Origin of the sequence: Secundilactobacillus yichangensis (assembly GCF_016861565.1) — a bacterium.
Taxonomy (GTDB): domain Bacteria; phylum Bacillota; class Bacilli; order Lactobacillales; family Lactobacillaceae; genus Secundilactobacillus; species Secundilactobacillus yichangensis.
In genome coordinates this window covers 76,684-100,611 of the sequence record NZ_BOLK01000005.1, presented here as the reverse complement: position 1 = coordinate 100,611, position 23,928 = coordinate 76,684, and the positions used below count along the sequence as shown (strand labels likewise).

General features: G+C 45.3%; 26 protein-coding genes. 8 read left to right on the top strand and 18 right to left on the bottom strand.

Annotation, left to right across the window (positions count from 1 at the left end; genetic code table 11):
- Positions 1 to 155: 155 nt before the first annotated feature.
- The 9 genes from JUE95_RS06165 to JUE95_RS06125 all read right to left on the bottom strand — a co-directional run bounded on the left by JUE95_RS06165 (position 156) and on the right by JUE95_RS06125 (position 6,648).
- Positions 156 to 809 carry an amino acid ABC transporter permease gene (locus tag JUE95_RS06165; RefSeq protein WP_203649998.1) on the bottom strand — a complete coding sequence of 218 codons (654 nt, stop codon included), beginning with the start codon at positions 807 to 809 and terminating at the stop codon, positions 156 to 158.
- Between the two features lie 11 nt (positions 810 to 820).
- The gene (locus JUE95_RS06160) at positions 821 to 1,459 is read right to left on the bottom strand and encodes an amino acid ABC transporter permease (protein ID WP_203649997.1); all 639 of its coding nucleotides are present in this window, start codon (positions 1,457 to 1,459) and stop codon (positions 821 to 823) included.
- Complete coding sequence (locus JUE95_RS06155; RefSeq protein WP_203649995.1) at positions 1,456 to 2,289, bottom strand: transporter substrate-binding domain-containing protein; 834 nt, start codon at positions 2,287 to 2,289, stop codon at positions 1,456 to 1,458. Before JUE95_RS06155 ends, JUE95_RS06160 begins: the two co-directional genes overlap by 4 nt.
- An 18-nt stretch (positions 2,290 to 2,307) precedes the next feature.
- Positions 2,308 to 3,048, bottom strand: a complete 741-nt coding sequence (locus JUE95_RS06150) for an amino acid ABC transporter ATP-binding protein (RefSeq protein ID WP_308440892.1) — start codon at positions 3,046 to 3,048, stop codon at positions 2,308 to 2,310.
- A gap of 485 nt (positions 3,049 to 3,533) precedes the next feature.
- Positions 3,534 to 4,478 carry a DUF6681 family protein gene (locus tag JUE95_RS06145; RefSeq protein ID WP_203649993.1) on the bottom strand — a complete coding sequence of 315 codons (945 nt, stop codon included), beginning with the start codon at positions 4,476 to 4,478 and terminating at the stop codon, positions 3,534 to 3,536.
- A 14-nt stretch (positions 4,479 to 4,492) separates the two neighbouring features.
- Positions 4,493 to 4,999 (bottom strand): hypothetical protein, encoded by a 507-nt coding sequence (locus JUE95_RS06140; protein ID WP_203649992.1) that lies wholly within the window; start codon positions 4,997 to 4,999, stop codon positions 4,493 to 4,495.
- A gap of 106 nt (positions 5,000 to 5,105) precedes the next feature.
- Positions 5,106 to 5,543, bottom strand: coding sequence for a Fur family transcriptional regulator (locus JUE95_RS06135; protein ID WP_203649990.1), 438 nt, complete (start codon positions 5,541 to 5,543; stop codon positions 5,106 to 5,108).
- A 104-nt stretch (positions 5,544 to 5,647) separates the two neighbouring features.
- Positions 5,648 to 6,211 (bottom strand): AAA family ATPase, encoded by a 564-nt coding sequence (locus tag JUE95_RS06130; RefSeq protein ID WP_203649988.1) that lies wholly within the window; start codon positions 6,209 to 6,211, stop codon positions 5,648 to 5,650.
- Positions 6,212 to 6,222: 11 nt separating this feature from the next.
- Positions 6,223 to 6,648 carry a bis(5'-nucleosyl)-tetraphosphatase gene (locus JUE95_RS06125; protein WP_203649986.1) on the bottom strand — a complete coding sequence of 142 codons (426 nt, stop codon included), beginning with the start codon at positions 6,646 to 6,648 and terminating at the stop codon, positions 6,223 to 6,225.
- A gap of 200 nt (positions 6,649 to 6,848) precedes the next feature.
- Between JUE95_RS06125 and JUE95_RS06120 the strand changes: the two genes are divergently transcribed.
- Positions 6,849 to 8,255 carry an amino acid permease gene (locus tag JUE95_RS06120; protein ID WP_203649985.1) on the top strand — a complete coding sequence of 469 codons (1,407 nt, stop codon included), beginning with the start codon at positions 6,849 to 6,851 and terminating at the stop codon, positions 8,253 to 8,255.
- Between the two features lie 62 nt (positions 8,256 to 8,317).
- Here JUE95_RS06120 and JUE95_RS06115 read toward each other — a convergent pair whose 3' ends face one another.
- Complete coding sequence (locus tag JUE95_RS06115; RefSeq protein WP_203649983.1) at positions 8,318 to 9,463, bottom strand: cation:proton antiporter; 1,146 nt, start codon at positions 9,461 to 9,463, stop codon at positions 8,318 to 8,320.
- A gap of 129 nt (positions 9,464 to 9,592) precedes the next feature.
- Between JUE95_RS06115 and JUE95_RS06110 the strand changes: the two genes are divergently transcribed.
- Both JUE95_RS06110 and JUE95_RS06105 read left to right on the top strand, forming a co-directional pair.
- A complete protein-coding gene (locus tag JUE95_RS06110; protein WP_203649981.1) occupies positions 9,593 to 11,992 on the top strand; it encodes a Xaa-Pro dipeptidyl-peptidase in 2,400 nt (799 codons plus the stop codon).
- Positions 11,993 to 12,042: 50 nt separating this feature from the next.
- Entirely contained in the window at positions 12,043 to 12,954 is a 912-nt protein-coding gene (locus JUE95_RS06105; RefSeq protein ID WP_203649979.1) for a proline-specific peptidase family protein, read from the top strand.
- Positions 12,955 to 13,023: 69 nt separating this feature from the next.
- On the opposite strand, the gene JUE95_RS06100 is transcribed toward JUE95_RS06105, so the two are convergent.
- Both JUE95_RS06100 and JUE95_RS06095 read right to left on the bottom strand, forming a co-directional pair.
- Positions 13,024 to 13,611: a L,D-transpeptidase gene (locus JUE95_RS06100; protein ID WP_203649977.1), complete on the bottom strand. Its 588-nt coding sequence runs from the start codon at positions 13,609 to 13,611 to the stop codon at positions 13,024 to 13,026.
- An 87-nt stretch (positions 13,612 to 13,698) separates the two neighbouring features.
- Positions 13,699 to 15,246 (bottom strand): ABC-F family ATP-binding cassette domain-containing protein, encoded by a 1,548-nt coding sequence (locus JUE95_RS06095; RefSeq protein ID WP_203649976.1) that lies wholly within the window; start codon positions 15,244 to 15,246, stop codon positions 13,699 to 13,701.
- Positions 15,247 to 15,664: 418 nt separating this feature from the next.
- Here JUE95_RS06095 and JUE95_RS06090 point away from each other — a divergent pair, with 418 nt between their 5' ends.
- The 5 genes from JUE95_RS06090 (at position 15,665) to JUE95_RS06070 (ending at position 19,873) form a co-directional block, all read left to right on the top strand.
- Complete coding sequence (locus JUE95_RS06090; RefSeq protein ID WP_373305668.1) at positions 15,665 to 16,048, top strand: VOC family protein; 384 nt, start codon at positions 15,665 to 15,667, stop codon at positions 16,046 to 16,048.
- Between the two features lie 25 nt (positions 16,049 to 16,073).
- A complete protein-coding gene (locus tag JUE95_RS06085; protein WP_203649974.1) occupies positions 16,074 to 16,748 on the top strand; it encodes a CPBP family intramembrane glutamic endopeptidase in 675 nt (224 codons plus the stop codon).
- Positions 16,749 to 17,206: 458 nt separating this feature from the next.
- Positions 17,207 to 18,202, top strand: coding sequence for a tryptophan ABC transporter substrate-binding protein (trpX, locus tag JUE95_RS06080; protein WP_203649973.1), 996 nt, complete (start codon positions 17,207 to 17,209; stop codon positions 18,200 to 18,202).
- Entirely contained in the window at positions 18,199 to 19,107 is a 909-nt protein-coding gene (locus JUE95_RS06075; protein ID WP_203649972.1) for an ABC transporter permease, read from the top strand. Before trpX ends, JUE95_RS06075 begins: the two co-directional genes overlap by 4 nt.
- Positions 19,100 to 19,873: an ABC transporter ATP-binding protein gene (locus JUE95_RS06070; RefSeq protein ID WP_203649971.1), complete on the top strand. Its 774-nt coding sequence runs from the start codon at positions 19,100 to 19,102 to the stop codon at positions 19,871 to 19,873. Before JUE95_RS06075 ends, JUE95_RS06070 begins: the two co-directional genes overlap by 8 nt.
- A gap of 58 nt (positions 19,874 to 19,931) precedes the next feature.
- Here the strand turns inward: JUE95_RS06070 and JUE95_RS06065 are convergent, their stop codons facing one another.
- The 6 genes from JUE95_RS06065 to JUE95_RS06040 form a co-directional block, all read right to left on the bottom strand.
- Positions 19,932 to 20,798 (bottom strand): NAD(P)-dependent oxidoreductase, encoded by an 867-nt coding sequence (locus JUE95_RS06065; protein WP_203649970.1) that lies wholly within the window; start codon positions 20,796 to 20,798, stop codon positions 19,932 to 19,934.
- 12 nt (positions 20,799 to 20,810) lie between these two features.
- Positions 20,811 to 21,131 (bottom strand): thioredoxin, encoded by a 321-nt coding sequence (gene trxA, locus JUE95_RS06060; protein WP_203649968.1) that lies wholly within the window; start codon positions 21,129 to 21,131, stop codon positions 20,811 to 20,813.
- The gene (locus tag JUE95_RS06055; RefSeq protein ID WP_203649966.1) at positions 21,106 to 21,873 is read right to left on the bottom strand and encodes a TerC family protein; all 768 of its coding nucleotides are present in this window, start codon (positions 21,871 to 21,873) and stop codon (positions 21,106 to 21,108) included. The genes trxA and JUE95_RS06055 overlap by 26 nt, the downstream gene beginning before the upstream one ends.
- A gap of 85 nt (positions 21,874 to 21,958) precedes the next feature.
- Complete coding sequence (locus JUE95_RS06050; protein ID WP_235995237.1) at positions 21,959 to 22,585, bottom strand: glycoside hydrolase family 73 protein; 627 nt, start codon at positions 22,583 to 22,585, stop codon at positions 21,959 to 21,961.
- An 85-nt stretch (positions 22,586 to 22,670) separates the two neighbouring features.
- On the bottom strand, positions 22,671 to 23,648 hold the full coding sequence (locus JUE95_RS06045) for a linear amide C-N hydrolase (RefSeq protein ID WP_203649962.1): 978 nt from the start codon (positions 23,646 to 23,648) through the stop codon (positions 22,671 to 22,673).
- A 4-nt stretch (positions 23,649 to 23,652) separates the two neighbouring features.
- Positions 23,653 to 23,901: a hypothetical protein gene (locus JUE95_RS06040; RefSeq protein WP_203649960.1), complete on the bottom strand. Its 249-nt coding sequence runs from the start codon at positions 23,899 to 23,901 to the stop codon at positions 23,653 to 23,655.
- Between the last annotated feature and the right edge of the window lie 27 nt (positions 23,902 to 23,928).

The window sequence follows — 23,928 nt, the reverse complement described above, 5'->3', positions numbered from 1 at the left end:
ATGACGTTTTTTGTACTATGCCACATTTTCTTAAACGTGCTCAAACAAGCAGAGACTTGCATCTAAGGCACCCCTGACAAAAATCCAAGACCGGGATTTCCGTCAGGGGTGCCTTAGACTCCAGTCTCTAAACGCTTGTTTTCACACTCTCTACATTAACTCATTCTTCTATCCAACGACCGTGACAACAGCGACAACGCGTAACATACAACGAAGTACATGACCGCGATCATCAAGAACATTGGTAAAATATACGTTGAATTTTGACCGTAAACGATTTGCGCATTGTGCATCAAATCTGGCAGCACGATGATAGTCGCCAATGAAGTATCCTTAATCAATGAAATAAATTGACTGACCAAAGCTGGAATCATTTTTTTCATCGCTTGCGGCAGGACAACATGATACATTGCCTGTCCGTATGATAAGCCGTTAGCTCTGGCACCTTCCATTTGACCGGGATCGACAGCCGCAATTCCCGACCGCACAATTTCGGCGATCATCGTTGATTCAAAGACTGTCATGGCTAAAATCGTGGCCCACACACTACTTGGACGGAAACCTAAGTTTGGCAGTCCGAAGTAGGTAAAGAAAATGATCAGCAGCAATGGTAAGTTACGAATAATATCGATGAATAAACCGACAATTGGTGAAACGACCTTAATGTTCACGTAACGAACGATTCCTAAAATTGAGCCTAAAACGTAGCTGCCCACAATGGAAACCACGGATACAGCCACGGTGATCCACAGGCCTTGAAGCAAGTAATGGATGTTGATCCATGAATATGCATTAATAAAGTCTTTCATGACTGCACCCCCTAGGCTAATTTCTTTTCAAGATAACGCATCCAGTAACTTAGCGGTAACGTGATGATCAGATATAAAATACCGATACAGATGTAAGTGCTCATGGTATTTAGCGAATCTGACGCAATCACGTTGCCTTGATACATCAAATCAAAACCCGCAACGAAGGCTAGGACCGATGAGTTCTTAACTAAGTTGATAAACTGGTTGCCCAGCGGTGGAATCACGTAACGAAAAGCCTGCGGCAATACAATGTGGCGCATGGACTGCCACCAGGATAACCCGTTGGCCCGGGCACCTTCCATTTGACCAGGATCCACTGAATTGATCCCGGAACGAACGGTTTCAGCAATAAAGGCTGAGGTGTAGATGGTTAAACCAATCGTCCCAGCGGTAAAACCGTTAATTTTCGCAACAAACATGGGAATGACCACAAAGAAGAACATGGTAATCACCAGCAACGGGATATTCCGAAATACTTCAATGTAGATCCGTGCAATCACCCGCAAAAACTTAATTGGCGTGGTTTCAAAAATGGCAAACATTGATCCAATAATCAAACTAAAAACCAGTGCAATCACACTGCACAATAAGGTTTGACCGAATCCCTGGAGCAATAGACTGCCATAGTTATGAAAAATAGCTATCATCGTTCCATCTCCTTAACGTTCATCCCAGGTACGTTACCAAACCACTTCTTTAAGATCCGGTTATACTGACCGCTCTGTTCAACCTTAGTCAAAGCGTGATTAAGATCATGCTTAAACTGCGGCTGGCCCTTATTGATCGCGATCCCGTATGGTTCCTTGGTGAAGGCTCCACCCGTTAGAACGTAACCCGGATTTTCAACCGACATCCCAGCCAAGATACCATTATCAGTTGTTAATGCTTCACCTTGACCCGACTTCAAAGCCGTCATAGCCTGGGCATAATCGGAAAGTTGCAGCACTCTGGCTTTCGGTGCAAACTTGGCAACGTTTTGAACGGAGTTAGAACCAACCACGCCAAGAACAGTTGCCCCTTTGTGATTAAGATCCTTAACGTTTTTAATTGGACTGCCTTCTTTAACCAGCAATGACTGCCCAGCATCAAAGTACGACCGGGAGAAGTCAACCTGTTTCAACCGTTCCGGGGTAATCGTCATCGTCGCCATAATGGCATCAATGTTCCCGTTTTTCAGTAACGGCATCCGGGTCGAACTCGTCACTTGAACAAAGTCCGCTTTCCCTTTGGGTCCTAAAATCTGTTTAGTGAGCGCCTTAGCCATATCAACTTCAAAGCCTTTGATCTGACTGTTTTTAACGTCCATTAAACCAAATAATTTCGTATCAGCTTTAACACCCCAAGTAATCGTATTGGTCCGCTTAGCACGTGTCACTACGTTTTGATCTGCCAAAGATTTTGATCCGCAGGCAGTCAAAACAAGCACTAAGGCAAGACTAGAGATGATAATGCTGACCAATCGGAATATTTTCTTCATGCTCACATCTCCTGACTTTTAATGAGTGATAATCTTGCTTAAGAATTGACGGGCACGTTCGTTGCTTGGCTGCCCATCGAAGAATCTCTCCTTGGTATCGTCTTCAAGAATCCGGCCATCTGCCATGAAAATAACCCGGTTAGCCACTTCACGGGCGAAGCCCATTTCGTGAGTCACCACTAACATGGTCATTGACGAGTCACGTGCAATGTCCTTCATGACGTTAAGCACATCGTCAATCATTTCAGGATCCAAAGCACTGGTAGGTTCATCGAATAGCAGTGCTTTGGGTTTCATTGCAAGTGAACGGGCGATGGCAATCCGTTGCTGCTGACCACCAGAAAGCTGTGCCGGCATCTTCGGTGCCTGATCAGCTAATCCCACTCGGTCAAGCATGTTCATGGCAATCTTTTTATTTTCTTCTTCTGGCCGTTTTAAAACCAGTCGAGGGGCTAGCATAATGTTTTCCAAAATCGTTTTATTAGCATATAAATTGAAGTGTTGAAACACCATTCCGACGTTTTTACGAATCCGGTTCATGTCCGTTTTCCTGTCAGCTAAATCTTGACCATTAACGATCAGCTTACCTTCTTGGATCCGCTCCAACCCGTTAACTGTCCGAATCAAAGTCGATTTACCAGAGCCTGATGGGCCGATCAGCACGACAGTTTCACCAGCATCAATAGTTAGGTTAATGTCATGCAAAGCATGGAACTCGCCGTAGTACTTTTGAACATTGTGAAATTCAATCATTGACATGTTTTTTCCCCTCCGCCTTATGAAAAATAGCGACCAATCTCTAAAGTAGTCTACAACAAGATAAGCGAACAAGCTGCATGGTCGAATAGAGGCATACAGCCTGCTCGCTTAATGGCTGAAAATCAATAGATAGTTGGTTCGCATGAGTTGTACTTTATTGAAAGTATCCGTTTCGAAGCATTCAAATATTTTGACTAATTTCATATGCTTCTAATTTTGACTCACTTTAAATATTAAACCATATTCACGCATTGGTCAAAGTAATCCACCGCTTGAAGTGCGTCATGTCGGCTTGCATTGAGTCTAAAACAGCGTTAAATCAAGCGTAAACAAGGGCGATAATTTTTTCATCAAACGGTAGAATATTCACTCTTCCTGAAAGCCTAATTTACTATTATGAAATTTTCATTAGGTCGTAAATCATATAAATGATTGCGTAATCAGACAAAAAAACGAACGCCTTGGACGTTCGTCTTTTTGTCTGATTAGTGATAGCGTTTCATCCGTGAAGCTGGTGCATCCGTCGTCGGTCTCGTCGTGGAAATACCCGAGTGTGGCAACGTATCCGCACTAGTCTCGCGCGAATGCGACGGCTTATCACGTTCATAGGCCAACTGAACCCGAATCGTATAGGGTGCCTGTTTTTCAATGGGTTCGTTACGCCCCATCTCCATGTATGGTCCACCTACTAAAATGACGTTTGCTAAGTAGAGCTTCACCTTATCGTACACGTCTTCAATCGGTTGCAGTCCCACCGTCGTAATGCGGCCCATGGGTGCCTTTTGTGCCTGGTTCATACCAGCATAAACGATCATCTGCTGACCGTCCTGCTGAAGCTCAAAGTAGGGAATGTTAACGCCTAAGCCAATGGCGTAAACCGGCTTTTTATTCTTATTAAGCTGCTGTGCCAGCTCCCGTGACCCTAAACCACCGTAGTCCGGTGCCATCAGCTTCATTTGCTGCAGCTGATTGGCCAGCTGGGCAATGTTGCTGCTCTGTTCCGCATTAACTGCTACTTTACCGGGTAAAATCTTTTTACTGTCAAAATAACCATTAGCGGGAATATTAGCCCCGTTTAACAGATTGTTGCCACGCTGTTCTCTGGCCCGTTGCGCTTCCTCACGGGTTGGCTCATTACCACCTAGGGTTTTCCCCAGGACTTTTTCAATCTTAGGTGAAATATCCAGCGGTGCCTGCTTATCAGTGAAGTAGTAAAAAATATTCATCACGGAGAAGTACGCTAAGATAATGGCTACTAACAAGATCAAACTGCCGCGCAGTGCAAAGCCGTTTCGAATCCAGCGCACCGAAACGTACAGTAAGTAGACAACACCAATGACGCCAAGAATGGTGTAGATCCGGTTTTTCAACTTGACGTTTAAATTCACATACCCCAGGTAGTGGTTGATCATATCTAAGAAACTAAACAAACGGTGTCGCCTCCTTATTGACCTGATGTCTGATTAGTATTGCCGGTGTTGCCGGTGTTGCCAGTATCACCGTTATCCTCAGTACCAGCTGAATCGTTATTGGTTTGCGTGTTATTAGTTTGTGAAGAGGCCGTGGTCGACTTAGAATTATTCGTACCGCCATTGTTCGTTGCTTCGCCGCCAGTTGATTTGGATCTGTTAGAGGTTTTATTAGCATTGCTTGTCGCGGTCTGCGGAGTTGACGACGTGGTGCTCGTGTCGTTTTGACTGTCCTTTGAACTAGAATCCTTTTTCTTTGAACTATCACTGCTAGAATCCTTTTTATCCGAGGATTTACTATCAGAATCAGACGACTGCTTAGTCGAATCGATCACTGAACTATTGGAAACAACCTGAGAATTAGCTGGCTTTCCTTCGTTGGAGTGACTGACTGAGTTAACCACCACGTTGGTCGCACCAAGTGCAAGTGCGATTGAAACGATTGCAAATGGTGTGATGAATGGCGGTGTCCGATATGCCATGATCAATTTCCTCCTTTTAACTGCTTATTAACCATTAGTATCTCAAATTATTATTAATAAACAACAAAACAAACCTTAAATATTAAATAAGGTTTGTTTTGTCATCTTATTTTGCCAGTAGTTTCTGACAATCCGGACAAATGCCGTAGAGTTCAATCCGGTGGCCCACAATATCATAACCGGGCAGTTGTGCCGCAAAAACGTCCATGGGGCATTCTTTAAGCTCCGTTACTTTACCGCAGTTCTGACAGATAAAGTGGTGATGGTGGAGATGATAGAAATCACACTGGTATTTGACCCGTGCCTGATCGCCTTGAACCTGCTGTTCCACCATGCCGGCTTCTTCAAACTCCTTAATATTACGGTAAATCGTATTGTGACTCATTCCGGGAAACTGCTTTCGCATATAGTCATCGACAAGGGTCACATCATGGTAGTGATCCTGATTTTGAAGTAAGTACGTTAAAAGCGCTTTACGCTGCTTAGTCACCTTTAAATGGTTCTTTTTCAGTTCTGTTAACGCCTGTGTAAGTTCCGCTTGCATGTGATGGCACCTCTTTAAGAGTTTCGTCCGTTTAAATAATAATGATTACGCTTAAGATAGTGTATCACAAATATATGAACAATGACACATATGTCCCCCGCTTTTTACAAAGAAGATGCTCGCAAGGCCGACACGATTTGCGATAGTTTTTCCTGCGTCCGTTGCCAGTCGTCATTTTGGATCACGGTGGCAATACCCTTTAAATCCGCAGGCAGGGTTAAATCACGGCTATACTCCTTGCTCTTGATCCGCGACTGAATCATTTCCAGCTGATCACCGCGGTCCTTGAGCCGTTCGTGGAGAATGGTCGATTGACCTACCGTTAGGAACAAAATAAACGCTTCATCTTTAAGTTCATGAACGTAAGTCTCGGCACCCTTAGTATCAAGAACGATACTGACTAAGTCGGACTTTTCAAACGCCCGCTGAAGGCCCTCATACGAAGAACCATAGTGATAACCGGCATAAATCACCGATTCCAGGTAATGATTATTAGCAAAACTGGTGTCGGTTTCAAAATAGTAATCAACCCCGTTCTGCTCACCAGGCCGCATTGGCCGGGTGGTGTGCGTAATGATCCGCGGTATTTGATATTTAGTTTTTAAATAGGTACTCACCGTTGTTTTACCGGTTCCCGTTGCACCCGTAATGACAATGACGTGTTTCATGATTTCCCCCACTATTTGGCTGCAATCTTCGCTGAAATATACTGGTGTGCCCGCTTCATTAGCTGTTTTAAATTGTCGTAGGTCAAACGATCGACCGCTTCGGCTTCCGTAAACCAGCCGTAATTGCTGATTTCAATATCCTGCTTGGTCACCTTAGCATCCGCTGGCACTTCACTGGTGAACAAATGGACTTCCTTGTGGTTGCCATTAGCCATGTCATACTTCAGTTCATCGTGATAATGAGTATCAATTTGAACGTGCAGCTGAGTTTCCTCACGAATTTCTCGTACTGCCGTTTCATCCAGCTTCTCGTCACCCTCCACGTGGCCCTTAGGGAAACCCCAGAAATCACTGGTCGCACTCTTCAGCAACAAATATTCCGGCTGCCCATTTTGAACCCGGTAAACCACTGCACCACTAGCTACTTCAGTTGTCATTTTAAAATCATTCCTTCCGAAAACGTTAATAATTCTTATTTTAGCCTAATCAGCAAAGCAAGCAAACTGCGAAATACCTGTTTTAGGTAATTTTTTTGAAAATTAACCCAGCTGCTTTCACATGACCAATTGCTTTTAAAGGCCAACATGGTTAAGATAGACTTAAAATTCTTTTCAATATTTAATTTGGAGGAACCTATATGTCATCATTTGTTTCGCGTTTGTTTCGCCGGGAGAAAGTCGACCGCTACTTGGAAACTGACAAGAAATTCGTCAAAACCATGTCAGCCGTTGATTTAATCTCACTTGGAATCGGTGCCGTGATTGGAACCGGGATCTTTATTCTTCCCGGCACCGTAGCAGCGACTAAGGCCGGTCCAGGAATTATTCTATCTTTCGTTCTGGCCGCTGTTGTCTGTTCAACCGCTGCCATGTGTTACGCGGAGTTTGCTTCCGCATTGCCCGTCGCCGGAAGTGCCTATTCATACGGTAACCTGGTCTACGGCGAAATTATTGGCTGGATCCTCGGCTGGGCCTTGATCCTGGAGTACGTATTGGCCGTAGCCGCTGTTTCCAGTGCTTGGGGCGCCTACTTCAAGTCCTTTATGAGCGGTTTCGGTGTCGATATTCCAGCATCCATCGTTGGTCCCTTAGACATTGCACATGGTTCTTATGGCAACTGGATTGCCATCATCATTGTGCTGATTATTTCTTCAATGCTGGCACACGGCGTAAAGTCATCCGTCCGGCTAAACAACATTATTGTTTTCGTTAAAATTGCTATTATCTTGCTGTTTGTCGTCGTCGGTGCCTTCTTTATCAAGCCAGGTAACTGGCACCCCTTCATGCCGTTTGGTTTCCACGGCGTTTTAGCCGGTTCGTCGGCGGTCTTCTTCGCCTATCTGGGTTTCGACGCGGTTTCAAGTTCTGCCGCTGAAGTTAAAAACCCGAAAAAGAACATGCCCATCGGCATCATTGGAACACTGATCATCGCGACTTTGCTTTACGTGTTAGTTGCCATCGTCCTCACTGGGATGATCAGCTACACCAAGTTAAACGTGGCTGACCCGGTTTCCTTTGCATTGCAGGTCGTCCACCAAAACTGGGCTGCCGGCATCATCGCGCTGGGGGCTTTAGCCGGAATGTTTACCATGATGGTCACCATGATCTACAGTTCCTCCCGCTTAATTTATTCGGTGGGCAGAGATGGTCTGCTACCGAAGTTTTTGGGTAAATTAGACCGTCGCGGCAACCCAATCAATAGCCTGCGCACCATTACCGTTGTGATTGCCGTCATGGGCGGTTTCGTACCGCTGGATCAACTAACTAACTTGGTTAACATTGGTACGCTGATTGCTTTCTTGTTTGTCTCATTCGGGATTATTCCCCTGCGTCACAATAAGGAAATTGAAAACAATCAAGGCTTCCAAGTCCCGTGGTACCCTGTACTGCCGGTTATTTCAGGGTTGTTATGCATGTTTATGCTGACTCAGCTGCAAGCTGAAACTTGGATTGCATCCGGAATCTGGTTCTTATTCGGCCTGATTCTCTACTTCAGTTATGGCGTTCGCCACAGCCGCTTAAATAATCCGGATAACGTTGAGTAGATCAATTCTAAAAGCCACAGAAATCTCAAACGGTTTCTGTGGCTTTTTGTGTCTATTTAAATTCATTCCAAGCGCGCAATAGCGTGCTTTAACAGTAATGGTGCAATCACCGTGCTAAGAATAATCACGACGATCAATTCCGAATACAGCTCTGGTGCCAGCAGTTTAGCTTGATAACCGATTTGGGCAATGATCAACGCCATTTCTCCCCGCGAGACCATCCCGGCACCAACGACGTAAGCACTGTTGAAGCTAAACCCTAAGAGTTTGGCACCCAGTCCGCCACCAATCAGCTTGGACAATACCGCGACAATGGTCATGCCCAAAATCAGTAAAATGTTGCTCCAGAAATGGTCAAAGCGCATTTCCACGCCAATGCTGACAAAGAAGATGGGAACGAAAAAGGCGTAGCCGATGGGACTGATGTTAGTTTCAACTTCATGGCGGGCATTAGTCTGTGCAACCGCAATCCCGGCGAAGAACGCCCCAATCACAGCACTCAAACCGGTTAGATCAGCAATATACGCCATTCCCAGACAAATGATCAACGACATGATCGGTACGGATTGCGGTACCGGTAACCGTTCAAATAAACGAATCAGAATCGGGGCAACCCAGCGGATCACCACGTAAACCATGACGAAGTAAGCTAACTGTTCGAGAATACTCAAGCCTAAATTCGGTTCGCCACGGCTGCCGCTGGAAAACATGCTGACGAAGATACTAAGAATCAACACCGCCATAATATCGTCGACTACGGCAGCACCAAGAATGGTAGCACCCTCTTTGGTGTTTAATTTCCCAAATTCACGCAGGACTTCAACTGAAATTGATACTGAAGTAGCCGCGAAAACAACACCCCAGAAGATTGCCCGCTCGAAGTTTTGGTGCATCACTATTCCATAAAAGTAGAAACAGATCATGGGTAAGATCACCCCTAGCGTGGCAACGCTAATAGCAGGTTTGAAGTATTTCTTTAATAATTTCAGGTCACTTTCCAGTCCAGCCATGAACATTAAAATAATCACGCCGATTTCCGCTCCGGCGGTTAGTAACTCCCCCGACCGGATCCAGTTCAGCAACGCGGGGCCAAGCAAAATCCCCACTAGCAGCTGCCCGATCACGCTGGGGATCCCAATTCGCTGGCTCATGGCACCCGCAATGGTGGTGGCAAATAAGATGAGAGCAATTTCACCGATATAGTTCAAGTAAACGTTCCTTTCTGTCCGTGTCCGCAATATGATTATTTCTAGTGTATCATGACTCAAACATCCCTGGCTATCAGCCCGCCTGCGTTATAATGAAATCAATACTCGACTGCAGGAGGTTTTTACTTAATGAAAATCAATCAATTTGCAATTGTACCAACTACTTTGGCCGATGAAAAAAAGGAATTGCAGCAAATCCAATTCATCCGCCAATCTGACTTACAGCTATCACCGCACCGGCTATTGCGCCGGCTGCTGCAGCAAAGTTTCCCGGAAGTCACTAGTCATGAAGCTGCGGATAGCAAAATCGCTAACTTGCTGGCAGCTGACCAGTTAGATGCTTTGTCGCTGACTCAAATGAGCGATGACATCAAACCGTTACATATTGACAACCTGATTTTGCAGCTGCTAGGTTTTGAAGTCGGCCGCGATTTCCAGATTAACGCGCCGGAAAAGATCACCTCTAAAGTCAATCTGCCTGAATTCGACCACGACGCGTTAACCAACGATGATTTGGTTCACGCCTGGTATCAGCTGCTGATCACTCACACAACTACTGGTCAGACCTTCCTTGATCAATTAGCTGGTCGCGGCTACTACCACCGGTTAAAGGATCTGCCAAAACCGCTATTCTTCAACGGTAAAGCTCAGCCAGTCTTCGATACCTCGAAACTGATTCATGAAGTGGCCTATGTCGAGTCCTCTCAGGACAGCGACCACGATGGCCTGCGCGATCTGCTGAAAGCTGAAATCACCCGGCCAGTGGAGTCAAATCAGCAGTCGGTCCCCGTCCTTTACACGGCTTCACCCTATAATCAAGGGACCAATGATGCTGATGGCGATGCACTGACCCACAATGTCAACGTATCGTTAACAGAGAAGCCGGCAACTGCCAATACCCTTGGTGACAGCCAGCCGGCTCCGGCTAAGATTCCCGACCCGCGGGTGGTCAATAGCCATACTAAACAGGCTGATGAAGGTTTCGGCAATACCTTTGATTACAGTTTGAACGATTATTTCCTTGCCCGCGGTTTCGCGGTGGTTTACGCTGCCGGCATCGGCACGAAAGAATCTGACGGGTTGCGTACCACCGGTGATCCGGCAGAAACAACGTCGACTACGGCAATCATTGAATGGCTAAACGGCAAGGGGACTGCCTTTACTAACCGCACCTCTAATATTGCCATTGACGCGACCTGGTCAAACCGCCACGTGGCAATGACCGGCCGTTCTTATTTAGGCACACTGGCTACTGCTGCCGCAACGACTGGCGTGGACGGCCTCAAAACCATTATTTGCGAAGCTGGGATCTCCAGCTGGTATGACTACTACCGCGAAAACGGCTTGGTAATTGCTCCCGGCGGCTTTCCTGGCGAAGATGCTGACGTACTGGCCGAAGAAACTTTCTCCCGCCAGCAGCAAGCAGGCGATTATGACCGCATCAAGGATAAGTGGCAACACCAATTAACCGCAATCAAAGATGGTCAGGATCGTGACACCGGTAACTACAATGATTTCTGGGACGCCCGGAACTACCGTAAAAACGTCAAGAATATCAAAGCCGACGTCATGATCGTCCACGGTCTTAATGACTGGAACGTTAAACCGCGCAACGCTGAAAAATTATGGCGGGCAATCCACAACTTACCCATCAACCATAAAATCATTCTGCATCAGGGACCGCACATTTACATTAACAATTTCCGGTCACTGGACTTCTCTGACATGGTCAATCTTTGGTTATCCCACGAACTCTACGATTTGGATAACCACGCTGAAAAGATCTTGCCCGACGTTTTGATCCAGGATAATGCCAGTGCTGAAAACTGGCAGGCCTATCCGGATTGGGGTGCCCCCGCTAACAAGACGACTCAGTATCACTTAACGCCGAATGGTCTTTCTACTGACACATCCAGCCAGGAAACGGTTCAGTTTAATGATCAGCTGGATAAGCCGACCTTTCAGCTGTATGCCAAGGATAACGCTCGGTGGCAGCAGGATTTAATTAAAGCTTCTTCACCACTCCAAGGTCATCGGCAGTTTTTCCAGGCACCTGCGCAAACAGATGAACTGGTTATCGATGGCTGCCCAATTTTGCACCTCGATGTTTCATCCGACCAGTCAATTGGCCTAATCAGTACTGAACTGGTAGATCTCGGTAACTTCAAACGGCTGAAACCACTGCCAACCACGCTAGCTAGACAAGCCATGGCGTTGGGCTATCACTTCCGTAAAGAAGATTTACGGGAATATGAACTGGCTAAGAAGGAAACGCCCTATCAGCTGATCTCAAAAGCCCACATGAACTTACAAAATCGGCACGCATTAACCCAGGTCGATACGGTTCAACCAGGGCAGACCTATTCTATCAAACTGGAACTGCAGCCCACTCATTACCGGCTAGCAGCGGACCATCAGTTGGGTCTGAACGTTTATGCCACCGATTTTGGTATGACCGTTCGCGGCAACCAAAATATCACGTACACATTATCACTGGCAAATAGCTGGCTAGAACTTCCCCACCTATAGACTTCGTGATATTATGGTAACTAACTTCAATTTGAAACGAGGTAATTCACATGAAACAAGGCACCACGATCATTACGCTAGATAACGGCTATCATCTGTGGACCAACACGCAGGGTGAAGGCGATATTCACCTGTTAGCATTGCACGGCGGCCCCGGCGGCAACCATGAATACTGGGAAGACACTGCTCAGCAGCTCAAGAAGCAGGGCCTCAACGTTCAGGTTCACATGTATGACCAATTGGGTTCATGGTACTCAGACCAGCCCGATTACAGTGATCCTAAAATCGCTGAAAAATACCTGACTTATGACTACTTCTTGGACGAAGTTGAAGAAGTCCGCCAAAAGCTGGGCTTGGACAACTTTTACTTGATCGGCCAGTCATGGGGCGGCGCGTTAGTGCAAATGTACGCTGCTAAATACGGCAAGCATTTAAAGGGTGCCATCATTTCCTCAATGGTCGATAATATTGACGAATATGTCACTCACATTAACCAAGTCCGTGAAGAAGCTTTGCCAGCTGATGCCGTGGCTTACATGAAGAAACAGGAAGCTGCCAACAATTACGACGATCCGCAGTACCAAAAGTACGTGGACGTGTTAAATGACGGCTACGTTGACCGTAAAAAGCCAGCCGCTATTTCCCACTTGATTCCAACCATGTCACGCCCCGTTTACGGTGCTTTCCAAGGTGACAACGAATTCGTTATCACTGGTAAACTGAAGGAATGGCAATTCGAACCGCACCTGAAGGAGATCAAAGTACCAACTTTGCTGACCTTTGGCGAACACGAAACCATGCCGATTTCAACGGCTAAACGCATGGCAAAAGAAATTCCGCACGCCCGCTTAGTTACTACGCCTGAAGGTGGCCATCACCACATGATCGATAACGCGCCAGTTTATTACGATCACTTAGCAACCTTTATCCGCGACGTTGAAAACAACAACTTTAACGACTAATCATTGGTCTTGGACCAAACAAAAAGATTTCGAACTCATTGAGCTCGAAACCTTTTTGTTTGGTATCGTTTAATTAATCACAACTTTAGTCCCGTAGGTAACGTTGTCGTAGAACCACTTAGCATCTGGAACTGCTAATCTCACGCAGCCGTGAGAATGGGCAGCTCGTCCCAGCATATCTGCTTCTTGGACGTTAAACTTACCGTACTGATCAGTAGGTACCGTGTGGAATAAATAGATCCCGTGATCTTTGAACGAGACCCAATCTTTGGCACCTTCCTTAGACTCCGCGTTGTAAAAGAATTTACCGCGCTCAGCCTGAATGTGGAAGGTCCCCCGTGGTGTTGAATTATCAACGCCAGTTGAAGCATACATGGTATAAACCGTCTTCGAACCGTCTTTGATGAAAACCCGCTGCTGTTTAACTGAAACGTGAATCCAAGGATCCTTCAGCTGTTTCCACTTGGGATACGGTTTGTTTTCAGACGGTTCACGCCAGTTAATATGAGTTGGTGCCGCTTTTGTAGGGGCGGCCGCCTTCTTTGTCGTTTGCGTTGCTGCCTGATCGCGTGTATCAGGCGTCATTAAGTGGTTCGCCGTGATACCCAGTACAGTAATGGCAATAATGACAGCAACTATTTGCAAAACCCGCTTCATAAATTAATCTCCAAACATGACTTAATAACATTATTGTAGCATGTGAATGTTTCAAGAAGATAACATTTAGTCGATGGTAGGCCATTATTACTGATTCTTAAGACTTAATTTTTCAACGTTCAGCACTTTATCGGCTAATCCATCGTAGAAACTGACCTCATGGCTGACCACGATGGCGTTGCCAGGAAACTTGTTAATCGCATCCTTCAGCGCTTCCTTGGTCTCCTCATCCAAATGGTTGGTCGGTTCGTCCAAGATTAGAAAATTACTTGGTTCAAATTCCATCATGGCTAATTTAACCTTAGTTTGTTCCCCACCAGAAAGCTGCCCAATGGGTTTCATAGCGTTAGCAGCATCCAGACCGCACTTTGCCAACTTGGTCCGAATGGCTTTTTGAGGCAATTTTTCATACTTCGCCTGAATAATTTTCAACGGCGTTTCCTGATCGTTTTCCCATTCCAAGTCCTGGCTGAAGTAACTGACCTTAGCCGATGGTGAAAATTGAGCTGAACCGCCCTTAGATTTGATCAGACCAAGAATTGTTTTGATCAAAGTTGACTTACCAACCCCGTTAAACCCTTCAAAGCCAACTTTTTCGCCGGTATTTACCGAGAATGTAACGGGCTTCAGCAGTGGCCGGTTATAACCAACGGACAGATGGTCAACGACTAACGCGTTTTGCGAACCAGTATCTTCATACGGGAAGTTAAAGGTTGCTTGGATATTACTCGAAGGCGGATCCACCAACTCCATGTGCGACAGCTGCTTCTCACGGGACTTAGCTTGTTTAGAACGCGTCCCAGCCTTAAACTTTGCAATGAATTTTTCGGTTTTTTCAATCTTAACTTGCTGTTTTTCGTATTCTTTACGCTGTGCTTCTTCACGTTCTGCACGCTGTCTCATGGCTGATTTAAAACTGCCACGGTACTTGGTGATCTTGCCAAACGCAACGTTAATAATACAGTTAGTCACTTGTTCCAGAAAGTCATAATCATGGGAAATAATCATGGCTGCCCCTTCAAAACCGTTCAAGTAATCAACTAACCAGGCAATGTGGGCCACGTCCAGGTAGTTTGTCGGTTCATCCAGTAAAATAACGTCGGGATTTTGCAGCAGCAGTTTGGCTAAAATGATTTTAGACCGTTGGCCACCAGACATTTGAGCGACTTCGTGGTCCCGGCCAATATCATCCAAGCCAAGACCGGTAATGATCCGTTCAATCTCAGTTTCGATGTCGTAAAAATTGCTGGCTTCCAATTCTTCTTGAATCCGGCCAGCCCGTTCCAATAACTTATCATCCGATGTTTCTGCATAATCGGTATACAGCTGCGTCATACGGTCGTTTTTATCGTATAAATCTTGAAATGCGGTATGCAAAAAGTCAATCAGTGTCATACCTTCTGGAATATCTGCGTATTGGTCCAGATAACCAACGTGAACGCCACGCTGCCATTTAACGGACCCGGACAGGGGTAATTCATCCCCGGTCAGCACCTTGATCAGGGTTGATTTACCAACCCCGTTTTGACCGACGATTCCCATGTGTTCACCCTTATTTAGCTGAAAACTTGCATCATCGTACAGCCGTTTGTCAGCAAAAGCCATACTAAGGTTTTCAACTTCTAGTAAAGACATTTTTTAATGTACCTCCTTTAATTGTGTGCAAAGGTAGGCTTTTAAAGCATATCTAAGGGACTTTCAACAAACTAAACGCTACTTAGTTTGTCAAAAGTCCCTTAGCTGTAACTCTCAGCTTGCCGGAACACCATCATTTAAACAGCCCTTTAACGGCTAAATTTAAGATCATTTTCATTTTTTCACAACACTTTACATTATCACGAAACTTTTTTAATAGCAAGAAATCAAGCCCTAATTAGGCATGATATCGGGGTTTCTAAAACACAGTTTTAACTTTGTTCGATTCAGCTTGTGAAAGAAATGGTTCCGCTTGCATTTTAATTTATAATTTTTTTCGAAATCACTATCCCCTGAAAGTAAATTAGTCTTTTAAGTCCTGTGGTATAATGATTGCCATACTACAATCAAACAAAGGATGACAAAATTGAATATTAAAGATATTGATAGTCTGACTTTAACTGTCAGCGATGTCAATCACGCCATGCGTTTTTACCATGAAGTCTTTGACCTGCCCATCATTAAGAATGCTAAGCAGCCGAGTTTACGGCTTGGTCACCACCGTTTAGAATTTCGAACAACGGCTGATCAAACTACGATTACCGCTCACGTCGTTACACCAGGCAGCGCCGAATTAGCTTTAGAAACCCATGATCCACTGGAAAACACCCTGTCTCATTTAACGAACTACGCGGTTGAAATCGCTGATGGCCCGGTACCGTACGAAGGTGCAAAGGGTTCGGCAACTGCACTGTGGGTGCGTGATCCAGATCAAAATCTAATCAAAATCATTACCTATTAATTAAACTAGAAATGGGGTGCCGAACATGTCATACATCAGACGACAGGTGTTACGTATCGGTGCTTTTATTTTACTATTGGCTGCATATCTGACTAATTCCACTCTGCTGGAGTTTGCAACCAAGTATGCCGGTAAAAACGCAGCGTTAGCCAGTAAATTCATTGGCGCTATGCTGATCATGGTGGCCGCCGTACTAGTCCTCTTTACATGGCTATACCAGCGACAGCTTAAACGTTATAATCCCAGGAATTTTGGTCATTGGTCCTTTAACCGACACCGTATAAGCCAATTGCTAATGTTCTTTATTCTGATGCTGGCCGTTCAAATCGGCTGGTCGCAGCTAATCGCCCATCATCTGCTGCCAATGCCAAGCAATCAGTCAGTTCTGGAGAATGAAATTCAGCAGCTGCCCCTTTGGAATAACGTGTACGGCGTTGTTATTGCGCCCGTTTTTGAAGAATATTTGTTTCGCGGGTTCTTTTTCAATTTCTTCTTTTCAAAAAACTCCCGTTGGAGCAACGTTTTGGGCGTACTAGTCAGCGGCGCAATTTTCGGTTACCTGCATACCCTGTCATTTTCAGTAACTACCTTATTTTATGCCTCACTGGGCTGGGTACTGGCTGGGGCTTACCTTTACTTCAAAGATATCAGTTACAGTATCGCACTGCATTTCCTGAATAATCTCTGGGCAGTTGTCTGACATGAAAAAAAAACATATTCTTGTTTCTATATTACAAAGCATGGTGTATAATATAGTCACGATAACTACTAATGTAGTTCATCAAGCACGAAGGGACTCAACCTCGTTTACGGGGTTGGGTCCTTTTGTTTCACCAATTTTTACACTGCAGCCGAAAATAATGAAACTCAAGTGAGACTTGCGCAACACGATTACTGTCTTTATAATAGTAGATATTCTAGTTCGGAGGAATTCAAATGACAAAGTACGCTAAGCAATTTAAATCTTGGCAGTTCCGGTAATCAAACCGCTTTTTGATGCGGTTTGAACAACATGTTCAGTACACGCGTCTTGCCGGTTACTTTGTGATATGAGTGACGCTGCATGACTAACCTTGCACGTCGCGCTTCCTAGACGACTTCTGTAAGGAGTCGCCTTTTTTATTTCATTTATTATATTTTAGATTGGGGAATCGAATCATGAAGCGACTATACGCATTAATCGCTATTATTGTTATTTTTCTAGGTTTTGCCTTCGTTGGCGAAGGCGGAACAGGCAAACCAGCCAAGGTTGCCAAGCCAACCGTCGGCATCTTGCAACTTATGTCTCACCCTGCCTTGGATGCTATTCATCACGGGATCATTCATGGTCTAGCAGAAGAGGGGTATCATTCCGGTAAGAACATCAAAATTGATTTTCAAAATGCTCAAAATGATCAAAGTAACCTAATGACCATGAGTAACCGGTTTGTTAACGAAGACGCTGATGCTACCATCGGTATCGCAACGCCTTCGGCTCAAGCTTTAGCAAATGCAACTTCTAAAATTCCCATCGTTTTAGGTGCCGTTACCGATCCGCAAGGCGCTGGTTTAGTGAAGAATAACCAACGGCCAGGCCATAATATCACCGGTGTTTCAGACCAGGCACCATTAAAGGAACAGCTTGGTCTAATCAAACAAGTGATGCCGAAGATGAAAACGCTAGGGATCTTCTACACCTCCAGCGACGATTCAGCCGCTGCCCAGTACAAGCAATTCAAAGTACTGTGTGCACAAGAACACATCAGATTAAAAGCTTACTCCATCTCCAACACCAACGACGTGGATCAAGTTTCACAGCAAATGGTTCAAAACGTGGACGCAGTATACGTGCCAACCGATAACACGGTGGCTTCCGCAATGCAGACGCTGATCAAAAACTCTAACGCTGCTAAAGTCCCCGTTTTTCCAGCTGTCGATACCATGGTTAAAAGCGGTGGCTTAGCGACTTATAGTATCAATCAATACAAACTTGGTGTTCTAACCGGTAAAATGACTGCTGCCATCTTAAAGGGCAAAAAGCCGGCTACCACGCCAGTGAAGTTTATCCGACACGGTGATTTGATCTTGAACATGAAAGAAGCCAGACGACTAGGAATCACCTTCCCGAGCTCACTAGTCAAACAAGCCCAAAAGAAGGGGGAAATCATCAAATGACATTTGGATTAGGCGTTTCCGCCATCGGTCAAGGCCTGCTGTGGGCAACCCTTGGTTTGGGACTATTTCTGACTTTTAGAATTTTAGACTTCCCTGATATGACCGTTGAAGGGACTTTCCCAATGGGAGCAGCTGCTTGTGTTGCCGCTATCAACAATGGTATCAACCCTATTTGGGCAACCTTAATCGCCATTGGCGTCGGCATGCTATGCGGGTTAGCAACGGGTTTGCTGTACACCAAGGGCCGGATTCCGATCCTGCTAGCCGGTATCTTAGTCATGACCGCAGCCTACTCCGTGAACTTGCGGATCATGCACGGCCGCTCAAACTTAACCTTACTGAATAAACCCTCATTATTAAAACTGCCAATTTTTGCGCACTCACCAATGTACTTTGACAGTGTTTTTCTTGGCTTTACGGTCATCGTCATTCTCACGCTAGTTTTAATTTACTTTCTGCAGACCGACCTTGGGCAGGCCTTCATTGCAACTGGTGATAACGAAAAAATGGCTCGATCATTAGGCATTAAAACCGATAACATGAAGATTATGGGCCTCATGGTCTCCAACGGTGTCATTGGTTTAGGCGGCGCGCTGGTTGCACAAAACGACGGCTATGCTGACGTCAACATGGGGATTGGGGTCATCGTTATTGCGCTGGCTTCCATCATTATCGGTGAAGTCGCCTTTGGTGAACTGACCATGAATCAGCGTTTGGTAGCCGTCACTCTAGGGTCGATCCTGTACCGGTTTGTTCTACTGATCGTCTTGAAGTTAGGCTTCAACACCAACGATTTAAAACTATTCTCATCCGTTGTTTTAGCCCTTTGCATGATGGTGCCAGTCTTCCGGGACATGTTCGACTTCAAACGCGTTTGGAAACGGGGGATTTCTACTCATGACTAAGCCAATTTTAGAATTACGTCACGTGGTCACTAAAGTTAATCGCAACACACCTGAAGAACTCACCTTACTGAAGGATTTAAACCTCAGTATTAACGAGGGTGACTTCATCACAATCCTGGGTTCTAACGGTGCTGGTAAGTCCACGCTGTTCAACACTATTGCAGGTAATCTGACCATTGATTCCGGTGATATTTTGCTACGGGGTCAATCCATTGCTAACGAATCTGAAGAACGACGAACCCGTTTTCTGAGCCGAGTTTTCCAAGATCCTAAGTTGGGGACCGCGCCCCGCATGACCGTTGCTGAAAATTTACTGCTGGCAACTAAGCGCGGTGAACACCGTCATCTGACGCCCCGTCACCTGAAACAGCACATGGCCGAATTTAAACAAATGACCAGTGGCATGGGTAACGGTTTAGATGAACGGCTTTCGACACCAACCGGCAGCCTATCTGGCGGTCAGCGGCAAGCCCTGAGTTTCTTGATGGCAACTTTGAAAAAACCGGATATTTTACTGCTGGATGAACATACGGCAGCACTGGATCCGAAGACTTCTCAGGAATTAATGAACGCCACCAACGAACGCATCACTGCTCAAAACCTCACCTGCCTGATGATTACCCACCATCTAGATGATGCCTTAAAGTTTGGTAACCGGTTAGTAGTTATCAGCGATGGTAAAATTACTTACGATGTTGCTGGTGAAGAAAAACAGCAGTTAACGCAAGAGAAACTGTACAGTTTCTTTTCAGATCTGCAAGAATAATGGGTAAATAAAAAACTAGTGAACGTTATTGTTCACTAGTTTTTTGTTTGCTCATAAATTAAACATTCTCATACAATTTAATCAATCCCTGAGTACCATCATTACCGAGGCCCCTCTCATCAACCATAGTTTCATACAGTTGCTTAGCCAGTTTAGTAGCCGGCAGATTCAGTTTCATCTTGTCGGCCTCATCCAACGCGATCCGCAGATCTTTCAGGAAATGTTTAGCAAAGAAACCCGGGGTATAATCACCCTTTAAGATTCGGGGCGCGTAATTATCCATGCTCCAGTTATCAGCACCGCCGCTGCTAAGCGTATCTAACACATCGTTCATATTTAATCCAGCGTGCTTAGCATACACCATCATTTCTACGGTTCCCGTCATCGTGCCGGCAATCATGATCTGATTGGCCATCTTAGTATGCTGACCCTTACCCGCTGGCCCAAATAAGTGAACCTTTTGACCCACCAGTTCAAGCAGGGGCTTCACGGCATCATAAGTGGCTTGATCGCCACCAACCATCACTGTCAGTGTCGCGTTTTTGGCACCGACATCGCCGCCTGAAACGGGCGCGTCCAATGCGTGAGCGTTCAGCTTTTCGGCTTTAGCTGCAATTTTCTCGGCTAAGGTCGGCGTGCTGGTGGTCATATCAACCACCGTTTTACCAGCTGTCAGCGCACTAAAAATCCCCTGATCACCAAAGTAAATATCTTCAACGTCTGCTGGATAACCAACCATTGAAAAAATAATATCTGACCGCTGAGCCACTTTAGCTGGTGTATCCGCCCAAGACGCTCCCTTTGTCACTAGCGCATCCGTTTTCGACTTAGTCCGGTTATAAACAACTAAATCGTGTCCGGCATCAAGTAAATGCCCCGCAATGGCACCACCCATGACACCCGTACCAATAAATCCTAATTTCATTTTAAAAGCCCCCTAATTGGTTGCTAGTTTTCGGTCTAAATACTTTGCTAATTTCTCTTTCGGGTATAGTCCAGTCACCTTTTCAACGGCTTTGCCGTCACGAAAAAGAACCAGACTTGGAATACTCATCACTTTATAGTTCATTGCTAAATCCTGGTTATTCTCCACGTTCAGCTTACCGAATTTGATTCGGTCGCCATACGTTGTTTCCAACTGTTCAAGAATTGGATCCATCATTTTGCACGGGGCACACCAGTCCGCCCAGAAATCAACGAGGACTAATCCCGTAGCGGTCTCTTCAGCTAAATTAGCCTTTGTTATCGTGACTGCCATCTGCTGTTCGCTTCCCCTTTCTTCGAATCACGTGAATGATCAAGGTGAGCACAACTGCCGCAAGGACGATAACGCCAAAGGCGGTGGCTGGAATCTCGACGTCGATCATTGGAATACTGATAAATAGTTTGATTGCAATCAGTGCAATTAAACCATAAGCCATCGGTTCAAGCTCAGGAATGAACCGCATTAACCGCATAATAAGTTCAGCAACGCCACGCATGGCTAAAATACCAATCATACCACCAATCAAAACGATCACTGGATTTGGTGAAATTGCTAGTGAAGCTAAAACTGAATCAATAGAGAAAACAATGTCCATCATTTCAATTTGAATCACCACGGACCAAAACAGCGGGATATGATGCTTCTTATCAGAAACTAATTTGTGCGTATGCTTTACCCGCGATTTTGAAAAATATTGAATGGTCAGGAAGATTAAATAACCCGCGCCCAGCACCTTAATTTCCCAAAAATTAATCAGATATACACCCATTCCGATAATTAAAAAGCGAAAAATATAGGCGCCCCAAATCCCATAGAACAAGGACTTTTCGCGTAGCTCTTGAGTCGGCAGTGCCTGCGTTTGAGCAGCCAGCACAACTGCGTTATCTACTGAAAGCAAACATTCAATCAGCACCAGTGAAAAAATCACCAGCCAATCGCTTCCAGAACTGATGACGGTTTCCCAATTATGAAGATCAAAGAACGGGCCGTAAAGTTTCCCTATTAGATCAAACAATCTCACACATCTCTCCTATCATGGTTTTGATATTCGTATCATACAAAAATCAGCTAACGGTATCAAGTGGCAGGTTCTATAACTTCTAGTAGCCGTCGAACCGGTTTAAGCTATAAGTGTTAATGACATTGATCAATTTCTTGGCGTAAGTAGGGTCAGTTGCGTAGCCATTTTGCTGCAATAATTTGGCCGCCATGCGGTAGTTAGTCACGTGAGCCGGCAAAAATTGCTGGGCAACCACGGCATCATGATCTAAAATAGCCGCCTGCAGATTGGGATAAACCCGAAAGTTGGCATTGATTCGTTCTTCTTTCCCATTAACGTACTCGTTCGTGGGAAACGATTTAGTATGCCCGTTGTAGCTGCCCTTGATGCCGAATGGATTATTCGCCTGCTGATACAGCTGAGAGTGGCCCCAATTGGATTCAACAATCGCCTGTGCGACCACGATACTCGGCAATACCTGATGATTATCTTTGTACACATTAACTGCTGGCTTAGCTACAGAATTAATAAAGCGGTGCTGCTGGCGCTGCTCAGGAGTCTCTGAATCAGCTGGTTTACTAGTTTGAGCCCTCTGATCAGCAATGTAATTATTCATCACGTAACGGACACCCATTCCGCCACCGATAACAAATAGTGCCAGCAGGAAGATGATTGTTGCAACCCCCTGTGAATTTTTCTTTTTACTACGGCGTCTTTTCTTGGCCAAAAAATGTGTCTCCATTCATTAAAATTATGATTACCTCTAAATTTAGTTTAACATGTGATTTCGTTGATTATGAATTAATAATTCATTAATTTAATTTGAAGGTCCTTAATTTATCGGGGACCTGGTAAAGCTCAGGCTCTTTTCGTGCCAGCATTGCCGGTGTCAGCTGCAGTTTAACGACCCCCAGCCGATTATACGGCTCAAAATAGTAGGAAAGTGTCTCAGTTACAGTTGCTGCCCGGTAAACCGAATAGTTCTGCTGATAAGCCGTGCTCTTAGGGACACTGACACCGTTTAAGAGGTGCCACATGCTGACAATTCCGGCCTCTTCATCGGCGGGCCGATCCGTTCTTTCCTTATAGTAGGCAGCCCGGATGAACCGGGAACCTGGCGTATATGATCCAGCCGGAATTTTCTTCCCGGAAAAGCTGCCAGTGGTGACTCGTGGTGTATTTAGAGGCACCGTACCTGCTTCAAACTCTGGCGTGAAAGTCATGTAATCTTTCAATTGGTTAAGCTGGCGTTCAAAATTATAGGCATTTGTCAGAATACCTAACGGATTTTCGTAAATTTTGAGTGGCTTTGCCGAAGTTTCAATGGCCACGATTCGGCCCGTGGCATCCGCAGCAACGTAGTGCAATTCGGGATAGCCATAGGGTTTAAAAGCCCGCTCGCCGCTCATTAGTTGAATCTCATCCATGTGCGCTTCAATTTCAGCAATTGATTTGAAACGGCCCAGTAAGTAGAGGGGTAATTCAAATGGCGCGATAGAATGCTTATCAAGGTCAGGTTCATGATCAAAAAGCGCACCGTTAGCAAACGTCAGCTTCTGAACGCTCAATCCAAATTCATTGATGCCATCAGAAATATCAATTTCATCATCATGGGCACCGCCGCTGCCGATGATGGCATACTCGTTTTCGTACGCTTGATTATCGTAAACTGAGCGCCACTGAAATTGACGGGGAACGAAAACCGGGCCGGCACCCAATGCATGCCAGTCCATGGTTCGGCCTAATACGTGGGTGCCATCCAGTGAAATTTGGTAGATACTGGTGCACATCCTATCACCCCTTTTTTACCTGACTAAGCTGTGTCAGCTTTTGTTCAAACTGCTGATCGATTTGTTTTTGCACTGTTTCTGAAATTTGTTTTGCGGGCTGACTCTTTGCGAGGATCGGTTCTGCAATTTTTAGATAAGTAAATAAAACTTGGGTGACATCTAAATGATAATCAGCAGCTAATTGTTTAGCAATTGAAAAACGCTCATTTGTATTTAATCCGGCATACCGGCTTTGGTACTTTTTTACCATCATCTTTTCCACCCTTCGTTGCAAGAAGTC